Below are 11,252 nucleotides of genomic sequence, written 5' to 3' on the forward strand. Positions count from 1 at the left end.
AAATTAGTTGCGGAAGGGGAAGCGGAACGCTTCCAACAGGGCGCGCGCTTCGGCGTCGGTCTTCGCGGTCGTGGTGATCGCGATGTCCATGCCGCGCAGGGCGTCGACCTGGTCGTAATCGATTTCCGGGAAGATGATCTGTTCCTTGACGCCCATGTTGAAGTTGCCACGGCCATCGAACGACTTGCCCGAGACGCCGCGGAAATCGCGGACGCGCGGCAGCGAGACGTTGACCAGACGATCGAGGAACTCGAACATCTTGGCGCGACGCAGGGTCACCTTGCAGCCGATCGGCCAACCGTCGCGGATCTTGAACGAGGCCACGGACACGCGGCTCTTGGTCACGATCGGCTTCTGGCCGGAGATCTTCGCCATGTCGGCGACCGCGTTCTCCAGGATCTTCTTGTTGGTGGCGGCCTCACCCACACCCATGTTCAGGGTGATCTTGGTGACGCGCGGCACTTCCATCGGATTCTTGTAGCCGAATTTCTCGGTCAGCGCGGGGACGACTTCTTCTTTGTAGAACTTTTCAAGCCTGGTGGTCATTTCAGCATTCCTCAGGCGTCGACCGCCTCACCGCTGGAGCGGAACACACGCAGTTTGCGTCCATCCTCCAGCACCTTGACACCAACGCGCTCACCCTTGCCCGAGGCCGGGTTGAACAACATCACGTTGGAAATGTGGATCGGCGCCTCGCGCTCGATCACGCCGCCCGGCTGGCCCGCCTGCGGGTTCGGCTTGGTGTGGCGCTTGATGATGTTGATGTTGGACACGACGACCTTGTCGCCGGCCACGCGCACCACATCACCCTTCTTGCCCTTGTCCTTGCCGGCGGTGACGATTACCTGGTCACCCTTTTTGATACGGTTCATGTCTTCTTCCTCCGCTCAGAGCACTTCAGGTGCGAGCGAGACGATCTTCATGAACTTCTCGGAACGCAGTTCGCGGGTCACAGGCCCGAAGATGCGCGTGCCGATCGGTTCCTGCTTGTTGTTCAGGAGCACGGCGGCGTTGCCGTCGAAGCGGATCAGCGAGCCGTCCGGGCGACGGACGCCCTTGCGGGTGCGGACCACGACGGCGTCATAGACGTCGCCCTTCTTGACCTTGCCGCGCGGGATCGCGTCCTTCACGGTGACCTTGATGATGTCGCCGATACCGGCGTAACGGCGCTTGGAACCGCCCAGCACCTTGATGCACATCACTTCTTTTGCACCGGAGTTGTCGGCCACGCCGAGGTAGCTTTGCATCTGGATCATGGTTCAGCCTCCCCGTTATTCGGCCGCGCGCGAGACGATCTCGACCACGCGCCAGTTCTTGGTCTTGGACATCGGCGCGATCTCGGTAACCCGGACCACGTCGCCCTCGTTGCACGTATTGTCGGCGTCGTGTGCATGCAGCTTGGACGAGCGACGGATGTACTTGCCGTACAACGCGTGCTTGACCTGGCGCTCGACGAGCACCGTGACGGTCTTGTCCATCTTGTTGCTGACGACCCGGCCTTCGACCGTGCGTACTGCCTTCTCTGTATTGTTGTCGGTCATGACAGGTCCTTACTTCTTCTGACCCAGCAGGGTGTTGACGCGAGCGATCTCGCGGCGAACCCGGCGGGTTTCATGGGTCTTGGCGAGCTGGCCGGTGGCCGCCTGCATGCGGAGGGCGAAGCTCTCCTTGTGCAGGTCGGTCAGGTGGGCCTGGAGCTCGTCGGCCGACTTTTCACGCAGTTGCTTGAGTTCCATCAGCGCACCGTCCGGGTCACGAAAGTGGTGGTCACCGAGAGCTTGGCCGCGGCCAGGCGGAACGCTTCACGCGCCACGTCCTCCGCCACGCCCTCGATCTCGTAGATCATGCGACCGGGCTGGATCTGCGCGACCCAGTACTCGACGTTGCCCTTGCCGGAGCCCATGCGGACCTCGATCGGCTTCTTGGTGATCGGCTTGTCGGGGAACACGCGGATCCACATCTTGCCGCCACGCTTGACGTAGCGGCTGATGGAACGGCGCGCGGCCTCGATCTGGCGCGCGGTGATCTGGCCGTGCGCGGTCGACTTCAGGCCGTACTCGCCGAAGCTGACGGCGTTGCCGCTCCAGGCCAGGCCATCGTTGCGGCCCTTGTGTACCTTCCGGTACTTCGTTCGCTTTGGTTGCAACATGATCCGTTACCTCTGTTCGCGCGGCGGACGGGGCGCACGGTCGCGGCGGTCGCCACGATCGCTGCGCGGGCTGTCGTCCGGCTTTTCCTGGCCGACCTGGGAGAAATCGAAGATCTCGCCCTTGTAGACCCAGACCTTGATGCCGATGATGCCGTACGTCGTCTTGGCTTCGGCGAAGCCGTAGTCGATGTCGGCGCGCAGGGTGTGCAGCGGCACGCGGCCTTCGCGGTACCACTCCGAACGGGCGATTTCCGCACCGTTGAGGCGGCCACCGACGTTGACCTTGATGCCCAGGGCGCCGAGGCGCATCGCGTTGCCGACCGCGCGCTTCATCGCACGGCGGAACATGATGCGACGCTCGAGCTGCTGCGCGATCGATTCGGCGACCAGCTGCGCATCGAGCTCGGGCTTGCGCACTTCGGTCACGTTGATGTGCGCCGGGACGCCCATCATGTCGCTGACTTCCTTGCGCAGCTTGTCGATGTCCTCGCCCCGCTTGCCGATCACCACGCCCGGACGGGCGGTGTGGATCGTGACGCGCGCATTGTTGGCCGGACGCTCGATGAAGATGCGCGAGATACCCGCCTGGGCAAGCTTCTTGCGCAGCATCTCGCGGACCTTGAGGTCGGCGATCAGGTACTCGGCATACTGCTTCTTGCCGGCGAACCACTTGGAGTTCCAGTCCTTGGAGATACCAAGGCGGATACCGGTCGGATGAACTTTATGACCCATGAGTTACTTCCCCTCGCCGACGACGACGGTGATGTGGCTGGTGCGCTTGAGGATGCGGGTACCGCGTCCCTTCGCACGCGCCATGAAACGCTTCAGCGTCGGACCCTCGTCGACCATGATGGTCGTGACCTTGAGCTCGTCGATGTCGGCACCCTGGTTGTTCTCGGCGTTGGCGATGGCGGACTCGACGACCTTGCGGATCATCGAGGCAGCCTTCTTGTCCGAGAACTTCAGCAGGTTGACCGCGCGTTCGGCCGACAGGCCGCGCACCTGGTCGGCGACCAGGCGAGCCTTTTGGGCGGAGATGCGAGCGCTGCGCAGGACAGCCCTGGCGCCATTGTCATTTGAAGACATAGTGGTCATCTCCTTATCGGCTCTTCTTGTCGGCCACGTGACCCTTGAAGGTACGGGTCAGGGCGAACTCGCCGAGCTTGTGGCCAACCATGTTCTCGTTGACCAGCACCGGGATGTGGTTGCGACCGTTATGCACGGCGATGGTGTAGCCCACCATCTCCGGCAGCACCATCGAGCGGCGCGACCAGGTCTTGATCGGGCGTTTGTTGTTGGCCGCGGCCTCCACCTTCTTGATCAGGTGGTGGTCGACGAACGGGCCTTTTTTCAGTGAACGTGCCATTGCCGATTAGCTCCTGCGATCGCGAACGATGAACTGCTGCGTACGCTTGTTCTTGCGAGTCTTGTAACCCTTGGTCGGCACGCCCCACGGGGTGACCGGATGCGGGTTGCCCTGGCCAGCCTTGGCCTCACCACCGCCGTGCGGATGGTCGACCGGGTTCATGGCCGCACCGCGGACGGTCGGCTTGATGCCGCGCCAGCGCTTGGCACCGGCCTTGCCGAGCTTCTCGAGGCTGTGCTCGTTGTTGCCGACTTCACCGATGGTGGCCCGGCACTCGACCGGCACCCGGCGCATTTCGCCGGAGCGAAGGCGCAGCGTGGCGTAGCCCTGTTCGCGGGCGACCAGCTGCACGCCGGCACCGGCGGCACGGGCGATCTGCGCGCCCTTGCCGGGCTTCATCTCGATGCAATGGACGGTGGAACCCATCGGGATGTTGGTCAGCGGCAGAGTGTTGCCGACGCGGATCGGGGCATCACGGCCGGCGATCACCTGGTCGCCATCCTTCAGGCCCTTGGGCGCGATGATGTAGCGACGCTCGCCATCGACGTAGCACAGCAGGGCGATATGGGCGGTGCGGTTGGGATCGTATTCGATCCGCTCCACGCGCGCCGGGATACCTTCCTTGTTGCGCTTGAAATCGATGATGCGGTAGTGCTGCTTGTGGCCACCGCCGATGTGACGGGTGGTGATCCGACCGTGGTGGTTGCGACCACCGGTCTTGCTCTTCTTCTCGACCAGTGCAGCGTGCGGCGCGCCCTTGTGCAGGCCCGGCGTCACCACACGGACCATCGAGCGACGGCCGGGCGAGGTGGGTTTGAAAGTCATCAATGCCATGGGTCTAGTCCTCAGGCCTTGGCCATCACGTCGATCGACTGGCCGTCGGCCAGCTTCACGTATGCCTTACGCCAGTCGGGGCGACGGCCCATGCGGAACTTGAAGGCCTTGCTCTTGCCCTTCACGTTGACCACATTGACGGCCTCGACCTTGACGTCGAACAGCTTCTCCACGGCGACCTTGATGTCGGCCTTGGTCGCTGTCGTCGCCACTTCGAAGACATATTGGTTGGAAACTTCCTGCAGGCGCGCGGTCTTCTCGGACACGCGCGGCGCACGGATTACGTTGTAGAGCTTGGCGTCGTTCATGCCAGCCACTCCTCGATCTTCTTGACCGCGTCGGCAGTCACCACGACCGAGTCGGCGCCAACCAGCGCGACCGGGTCCAGGCCCTGGACGTCACGGACTTCCACGTAAGGCAGGTTGCGCGCCGAGAGGTACAGGTTCTCGGTGGCGTCCTCGGTGACCAGCAGCGGACGGCGGCCGGCCTCGAGCTCCTTGAGCCTGGCGACCATGCCCGAGGTCTTCGGCGAATCCAGGTCGAGCGACTCCACGACCGTGATGCGGCCCTGGCGGTTGAGCTCGGACAAGATCGACGCGATCGCGGCGCGGTACATCTTGCGGTTGACCTTCTGCGCGAAGCTGCGCGGCTTGGCCGCGAACGTCACGCCACCGCCGATGAAGATCGGGGCCGTCAGCGCGCCATGACGCGCACCGCCGCCCTTCTGCTTCTTCGACTTCTTGGTGGTGCCGGCGACTTCCGAACGGGTCTTCTGCGCCTTGGTACCGGCGCGACCGGCGTTGCGGTAGGCAACAACCACCTGGTGGACCAGGTCCTCGCTGAACTCGCGGCCGAAGATCTCGTCGGAGACCGACACCGTCTTCTTGCTGTTGTTGATGGCAAGTTCCATCGTCATGCTCCCTTGCTCGTCGGACGCACGATCACGTCGCCGCCCGGCGCGCCCGGCACCGCGCCCTTGATCGCGATCAGGCCGCGCTCGGCGTCGACCCGGACAACTTCAAGGCCCTGGGTGCTCTGCTGCACCGAACCCATGTGGCCGGACATCTTCTTGCCCGGGAAAACGCGGCCCGGGGTCTGTCGCTGGCCGATCGAGCCGGGGGCGCGATGCGACAGCGAGTTACCGTGGGTGGCGTCGCCCATCTTGAAGTTCCAGCGCTTGATCGTGCCCTGGAAGCCCTTGCCCTTGGTGATGCCCTGGACGTCGACGATCTGGCCGACTTCGAAGATGTCGGCCTTGATCTCGCCGCCGACATTGAAGTCGCCGATCTTGTCGGCTTCCACGCGCAGTTCCCACAGGCCACGGCCGGCGTCGACCTTGGCCTTGGCCAGGTGGCCGGCTTCGGGCTTGTTGACCAGCGCCGCGCGGCGCACGCCCACCGTGACCTGCACGGCGCTGTAGCCGTCGGTGTCGGTGGTCTTGATCTGGGTGATCCGGTTCGGCGTCGCCTCGATGAGGGTCACCGGCACGGACTTGCCGTCTTCAGTGAAGAAGCGGCTCATGCCAGCCTTGCGACCGACGATGCCCAGCGAATATTTCTTCGCAGTCATGTTGGTGGCCTCAGGTCAGCTTGATCTGGACGTCGACGCCCGCCGCGAGCTCGAGCTTCATCAGCGCGTCCACGGTCTTGTCGTTGGGGTCGACGATGTCGAGCACGCGCTTGTGCGTGCGGGTCTCGTACTGGTCGCGCGCGTCCTTGTCGACGTGCGGGGATACGAGGATGGTGTAACGCTCGATCTTGGTCGGCAGCGGAATCGGGCCGCGCACTTGTGCGCCGGTCCGCTTCGCCGTCTCGACGATCTCGCTGGCCGAGCGGTCGATCAGACGATGATCGTACGCCTTCAGCCGAATCCGGATCTTTTGGTCCGCCATGACGGTGTTCCTTGGTTTAAAGAGCGACGGGCCGGTGACTGGGTGCACCGAACCCCGATGGACTGCAAATGCCGGCTCGCGCAAAGCGCTACCGGCCCCTCAAAAATCAAGGCAGGCCGGTTTCCCGGCCCGCCCAGACGGAACCTGCGAACGCATGGCGCCGTCGTGACCGGGTGGGCCCGGAACGAAACGGCACCATGCGACATGTCCCTGTCTGGCGAATACGAGGTGCTTCCTGCCCCTCATTTCGCTGGTTCATGGGCCCGGCGAAGTCGCCGGGCCCATGGTGGTCGCGCATTCTAGCTGGTTTTCAGCGCGGGGTGCAACACCACCCCGAACACGCGCTTACTTGATGATCTTGGAGACGACGCCGGCGCCGACGGTGCGGCCGCCCTCGCGGATCGCGAAGCGCAGGCCCTCGTCCATCGCCACCGGGTTGATCAGCGAGACGACCATCTTCACGTTGTCGCCCGGCATCACCATCTCCACGCCTTCCGGCAACTGGCACGAGCCGGTGATGTCGGTGGTGCGGAAGTAGAACTGCGGGCGGTAGCCCTTGAAGAACGGCGTGTGGCGGCCGCCCTCGTCCTTGCTCAGCACGTAGACCTCACCCTCGAAGTCGGTGTGCGGCTTGATGCTGCCCGGCTTGCACAGCACCTGGCCACGCTCGACGTCGTCACGCTTGGTGCCGCGCAGCAGCAGGCCGGCGTTGTCGCCCGCCTGGCCCTGGTCGAGCAGCTTGCGGAACATCTCGACGCCGGTGACGGTCGTCTTCTGGGTGTCGCGGATGCCGACGATCTCGATTTCGTCGCCGACCTTGATGATGCCGCGCTCGATGCGGCCGGTCACCACGGTGCCACGGCCCGAGATCGAGAACACGTCCTCGACCGGCATCAGGAACGCCTTGTCGACGTCACGCTCCGGCTCCGGGATGAAGGTGTCCAGCGCGTCCACCAGCTTCAGGATCGACGGCACGCCGATCTCGCTCTGGTCGCCTTCCAGCGCCAGGCGGGCCGAGCCGTGGATGATCGGGGTGTCGTCGCCCGGGAACTCGTACTTGGTCAGCAGCTCGCGCACTTCCATCTCGACCAGCTCGAGCAGCTCGGCGTCGTCGACCATGTCCGCCTTGTTCAGGTAGACCACGATGTACGGCACGCCGACCTGGCGCGACAGCAGGATGTGCTCGCGGGTCTGCGGCATCGGGCCGTCCGCGGCCGAGCACACCAGGATCGCACCGTCCATCTGCGCCGCACCGGTGATCATGTTCTTCACATAATCGGCGTGGCCCGGGCAGTCGACGTGCGCGTAGTGGCGCTTGTCGGATTCGTACTCGACGTGCGCGGTCGAGATCGTGATCCCGCGCGCCTTCTCTTCCGGCGCCGCGTCGATCGCCGAGTAATCCTTGAACTCGCCACCGAAACGTTCCGCGCCCACCTTGGTCAGCGCTGCGGTCAGCGTGGTCTTGCCGTGGTCGACGTGACCGATCGTGCCGACGTTCACGTGCGGCTTGGTGCGCTCGAACTTACCCTTGGCCATGACTATCTACCTCTGAACTTTGTTTGTTGGTCTTGTGGGAATGGCCGGCGACCCGCGGTCGCCGGCCGGTGCATCAATTCTTCTTGACCACGGACTCGGCGATGTTGGTCGGCGCCTCGGCGTAGTGGTCGAACTCCATCGTGAAGGTCGCGCGACCCTGCGACATCGAACGCAGCGACGTCGCGTAGCCGAACATCTCGCCGAGCGGAAGCATCGCGTTGATGATCTTGCCCGACGGGCTGTCGTCCTGACCCTGCAGGATGCCACGGCGACGGCTGACGTCACCCATCACGTCACCGAGGTATTCCTCGGGGGTGACGATCTCGACCTTCATGATCGGCTCCAGCAGGACCGGACTGGCCTTGTGGAAACCTTCCTTGAAGCCCATCGAGCCGGCGATCTTGAACGCCATTTCGGAGGAGTCGACCTCGTGGTACGAGCCGTCGACCAGCTTCACCTTGACGTCGACGATCGGGTAGCCGGCCATCAGACCGTTGGCGACCGCTTCCTGGATGCCCTTGTCGACCGCCGGGATGTATTCCTTCGGCACGACGCCGCCGACGATCGCGTTCTCGAACACATAGCCGCCGCCGGTCTCGTTGGGCTCGATTTCGAGCCAGACGTGGCCGAACTGGCCCTTGCCGCCGGACTGGCGCACGAACTTGCCTTCGGCCTTGACCGCCTTGCGGATGGTCTCGCGGTAGGCGACCTGCGGCTTGCCGACGTTGGCTTCGACGTTGAACTCGCGCTTCATGCGGTCGACCAGGATGTCCAGGTGCAACTCGCCCATGCCCGAAATGATGGTCTGGCCGGATTCCTCGTCGGTACGCACGCGGAACGACGGGTCTTCCTGCGCCAGGCGACCCAGCGCCAGACCCATCTTCTCCTGGTCGGACTTGGTCTTCGGCTCCACCGCCATCGAGATGACGGGCTCCGGGAACACCATCCGCTCGAGGGTGATGATGTGGTCCTGCGCACACAGGGTGTCGCCGGTGGTCACGTCCTTCAGGCCGACCGCCGCGGCGATGTCGCCGGCGCGGACTTCCTTGATTTCCTCGCGGTTGTTGGAATGCATCTGCAGGATGCGCCCCACCCGCTCCTTCTTCGACTTGACCGGGTTGAACACCGCGTCGCCGGAATTGAGCACGCCCGAATAGACGCGGAAGAAGGTCAGCGAGCCGACGTACGGGTCGGTCATGATCTTGAACGCGAGCGCAGAGAAAGGCTCGGAATCGGACGCCTTGCGGGTGTCTTCCTTCTCATCCTCGTCGATACCGGTCACCGGCGGACGATCCGACGGCGACGGCAGCAGCTGGATCACGCCGTCGAGCATGGCCTGCACGCCCTTGTTCTTGAACGCGGTACCGCAGAACACCGGGATGATCGAGGTCGCCAGCGTGCCGGCGCGCAGGCCCGAGATGATCTCGGCCTCCGACAGCTCGCCGTCGTTGAGGTACTTGTCCATCAGCTCTTCGCTGGTCTCGGCCGCGGCCTCGACCATGAACGCGCGCGCTTCGGTGGCCTTGTCGAGCAGTTCGGCAGGGATCTCGCCGTACTCGAACACGGTGCCCTGGGACGCGGTGTCCCAATGGATGCGCTTCATCTTGAGCAGGTCGATGACGCCGTCGAAGCCGTCCTCGGCCCCGACCGGAACCTGCATCGGCACCGGGTAGGCACCCAGGCGCGACTTCAGCTGCTCGACCACCTTGTCGAAGTTGGCGCCGGTGCGGTCCATCTTGTTGACGAACGCAAGGCGCGGCACCTTGTACTTGTTGGCCTGGCGCCACACGGTCTCGGACTGCGGCTGCACGCCGCCGACCGCGCACAGCACGAATACCGCGCCGTCGAGCACGCGCAGGGAGCGCTCGACCTCGATGGTGAAGTCGACGTGCCCGGGGGTATCGATGATGTTGAAGCGATGCTGCGGCAGCGACTTGTCCATGCCCGACCAGAACGCGGTGGTGGCCGCGGACGTGATCGTGATGCCACGCTCCTGCTCCTGCTCCATCCAGTCCATCGTCGCGGCGCCGTCATGGACTTCGCCGATCTTGTGGCTGACACCGGTGTAGAACAGGATGCGTTCGGACGTGGTGGTCTTGCCGGCATCGATGTGGGCCATGATGCCGAAGTTGCGGTAACGCTCGATGGGAGTGGTGCGAGCCACGGGACCCTCTCGTATTTTATGTTCGTGTTGTAGAGGTTCGTCTTTTTACGAACCGCAAATGGCCGGACGCCGCCTGACGGCGGCTTCCGGTTCGCATGACGGCGATCGCGCCGTCGCGACAGCACCGGAGGTGCTGCGGAACATCCCGACTACTGGTGCAACCGGGACGCTTGAATCACCAGCGGTAGTGGGCGAACGCCTTGTTCGCCTCCGCCATGCGGTGGGTCTCTTCACGCTTCTTGACGGCGCCACCACGACTTTCCGAAGCGTCCATCAGTTCGGCGGCAAGCTTGCGCGGCATGGTGTTCTCGCCACGCTTGCGGGCCGACTCGATCAACCAGCGCATCGCCAGCGCCATGCGGCGCGACGCGCGCACCTCGACCGGCACCTGGTAGGTGGAGCCACCGACGCGACGGGACTTGACCTCGACCGTCGGCGAAATGTTGCTGAGCGCCTTCTCGACCAGCTCCAGGACGTTCGGGTTCTTCTCCCCGATCACATCCATGGCGCCATAGACGATCTTCTCGGCGACCGACTTCTTGCCGCTCAGCATGACCATATTGATGAAGCGCGCGATCGTCTCGCTGCCGTGCTTGGGATCAGGCAGGACGGAACGCTGCGGGGCGGAACCTTTACGCGACATGGATCAAATTCCTCAGGACTTCGGGCGCTTGGCGCCGTACTTGGAGCGACGCTGGCGACGCTTGGCGACGCCGGCGGCATCGAGCGCACCGCGCACGGTGTGGTAACGCACGCCGGGCAGGTCCTTGACGCGACCGCCACGGATCAGCACCACCGAGTGCTCCTGCAGGTTGTGGCCTTCGCCGCCGATGTACGAGATGACCTCGTAACCATTGGTCAGGCGCACCTTGGCCACCTTCCGCATCGCCGAGTTCGGCTTCTTCGGGGTGGTGGTGTAGACACGGGTGCAGACGCCACGGCGCTGCGGGCAATTCTCGAGCGCCGGAGAAGTGCTCTTGAAAGTAGGCGCCTGCCGCGGCTTGCGGACCAGCTGATTGATCGTCGCCATCTGATGCTCTTTGATGAAGGCCGTGCTGCTTGCCTGCCGTTGGGCGTGGCGCTGAGCGGGCCTTGCGTGAAAACGAACGGCAAGCCGGGTACACCCGGCCCACCGAGACGGAAAAGTATAGCCTGCGCAAAACGTCGCCGTCAAACGCAAACGAGTCGAAAACGGCGGGGCCGGGACTCAGTGCCCGCGACCCCGCGATATTCCGATGATCCCGCCCTTCCCTGGGCCCAACACGAGGCGCTCCGTGCGCCTCATTTGGTGATCTGGGGCGGCCTCCATCAG

The 11,252-nt window shown here is 64.2% G+C and carries 18 protein-coding genes; all 18 read right to left on the reverse strand.

Translation table 11 applies throughout. The features are described from left to right. Window positions 1–3: 3 nt before the first annotated feature. The 18 genes from rplE to rpsL all read right to left on the reverse strand — a co-directional run bounded on the left by rplE (window position 4) and on the right by rpsL (window position 10,970). Window positions 4–546, reverse strand: a complete 543-nt coding sequence (rplE, locus tag ACT9F5_RS05720; protein ID WP_445099048.1) for a 50S ribosomal protein L5 — start codon at window positions 544–546, stop codon at window positions 4–6. A gap of 11 nt (window positions 547–557) precedes the next feature. Beyond that, window positions 558–872, reverse strand: coding sequence for a 50S ribosomal protein L24 (gene rplX, locus ACT9F5_RS05725; RefSeq protein WP_445099047.1), 315 nt, complete (start codon window positions 870–872; stop codon window positions 558–560). A gap of 15 nt (window positions 873–887) precedes the next feature. After that, a complete protein-coding gene (gene rplN / locus ACT9F5_RS05730; protein WP_332615636.1) occupies window positions 888–1,256 on the reverse strand; it encodes a 50S ribosomal protein L14 in 369 nt (122 codons plus the stop codon). A 15-nt stretch (window positions 1,257–1,271) separates the two neighbouring features. Next, a complete protein-coding gene (rpsQ, locus tag ACT9F5_RS05735; RefSeq protein WP_445099046.1) occupies window positions 1,272–1,541 on the reverse strand; it encodes a 30S ribosomal protein S17 in 270 nt (89 codons plus the stop codon). 9 nt (window positions 1,542–1,550) lie between these two features. Further along, window positions 1,551–1,736, reverse strand: coding sequence for a 50S ribosomal protein L29 (gene rpmC / locus ACT9F5_RS05740; RefSeq protein ID WP_445099045.1), 186 nt, complete (start codon window positions 1,734–1,736; stop codon window positions 1,551–1,553). Further along, window positions 1,736–2,149: a 50S ribosomal protein L16 gene (gene rplP / locus ACT9F5_RS05745; RefSeq protein WP_332702905.1), complete on the reverse strand. Its 414-nt coding sequence runs from the start codon at window positions 2,147–2,149 to the stop codon at window positions 1,736–1,738. The genes rpmC and rplP overlap by 1 nt, the downstream gene beginning before the upstream one ends. Window positions 2,150–2,155: 6 nt before the next feature. Then, window positions 2,156–2,881, reverse strand: coding sequence for a 30S ribosomal protein S3 (gene rpsC / locus ACT9F5_RS05750; protein WP_445118942.1), 726 nt, complete (start codon window positions 2,879–2,881; stop codon window positions 2,156–2,158). A 3-nt stretch (window positions 2,882–2,884) separates the two neighbouring features. Beyond that, a complete protein-coding gene (gene rplV / locus ACT9F5_RS05755; RefSeq protein WP_445118943.1) occupies window positions 2,885–3,235 on the reverse strand; it encodes a 50S ribosomal protein L22 in 351 nt (116 codons plus the stop codon). Between the two features lie 13 nt (window positions 3,236–3,248). Continuing rightward, on the reverse strand, window positions 3,249–3,515 hold the full coding sequence (gene rpsS / locus ACT9F5_RS05760; protein ID WP_445118944.1) for a 30S ribosomal protein S19: 267 nt from the start codon (window positions 3,513–3,515) through the stop codon (window positions 3,249–3,251). A 6-nt stretch (window positions 3,516–3,521) separates the two neighbouring features. Continuing rightward, the gene (gene rplB / locus ACT9F5_RS05765; RefSeq protein WP_445118945.1) at window positions 3,522–4,349 is read right to left on the reverse strand and encodes a 50S ribosomal protein L2; all 828 of its coding nucleotides are present in this window, start codon (window positions 4,347–4,349) and stop codon (window positions 3,522–3,524) included. 11 nt (window positions 4,350–4,360) lie between these two features. Further along, a complete protein-coding gene (gene rplW / locus ACT9F5_RS05770; RefSeq protein ID WP_445099040.1) occupies window positions 4,361–4,657 on the reverse strand; it encodes a 50S ribosomal protein L23 in 297 nt (98 codons plus the stop codon). After that, window positions 4,654–5,265, reverse strand: a complete 612-nt coding sequence (gene rplD, locus ACT9F5_RS05775; RefSeq protein WP_445118946.1) for a 50S ribosomal protein L4 — start codon at window positions 5,263–5,265, stop codon at window positions 4,654–4,656. The genes rplW and rplD overlap by 4 nt, the downstream gene beginning before the upstream one ends. Next, window positions 5,262–5,918 carry a 50S ribosomal protein L3 gene (rplC, locus tag ACT9F5_RS05780; protein ID WP_445118947.1) on the reverse strand — a complete coding sequence of 219 codons (657 nt, stop codon included), beginning with the start codon at window positions 5,916–5,918 and terminating at the stop codon, window positions 5,262–5,264. The genes rplD and rplC overlap by 4 nt, the downstream gene beginning before the upstream one ends. Before the next feature lie 10 nt (window positions 5,919–5,928). Then, window positions 5,929–6,240, reverse strand: coding sequence for a 30S ribosomal protein S10 (gene rpsJ / locus ACT9F5_RS05785; RefSeq protein ID WP_027070119.1), 312 nt, complete (start codon window positions 6,238–6,240; stop codon window positions 5,929–5,931). A 345-nt stretch (window positions 6,241–6,585) separates the two neighbouring features. Beyond that, window positions 6,586–7,776, reverse strand: a complete 1,191-nt coding sequence (tuf, locus tag ACT9F5_RS05790; protein WP_445118948.1) for an elongation factor Tu — start codon at window positions 7,774–7,776, stop codon at window positions 6,586–6,588. 73 nt (window positions 7,777–7,849) lie between these two features. Next, a complete protein-coding gene (gene fusA / locus ACT9F5_RS05795; protein ID WP_445118949.1) occupies window positions 7,850–9,940 on the reverse strand; it encodes an elongation factor G in 2,091 nt (696 codons plus the stop codon). Window positions 9,941–10,115: 175 nt separating this feature from the next. Continuing rightward, on the reverse strand, window positions 10,116–10,583 hold the full coding sequence (rpsG, locus tag ACT9F5_RS05800) for a 30S ribosomal protein S7 (RefSeq protein WP_445118950.1): 468 nt from the start codon (window positions 10,581–10,583) through the stop codon (window positions 10,116–10,118). A gap of 12 nt (window positions 10,584–10,595) precedes the next feature. After that, window positions 10,596–10,970, reverse strand: coding sequence for a 30S ribosomal protein S12 (gene rpsL, locus ACT9F5_RS05805; RefSeq protein WP_078759418.1), 375 nt, complete (start codon window positions 10,968–10,970; stop codon window positions 10,596–10,598). Between the last annotated feature and the right edge of the window lie 282 nt (window positions 10,971–11,252).

The organism is Lysobacter sp. F6437, from assembly GCF_052547215.1.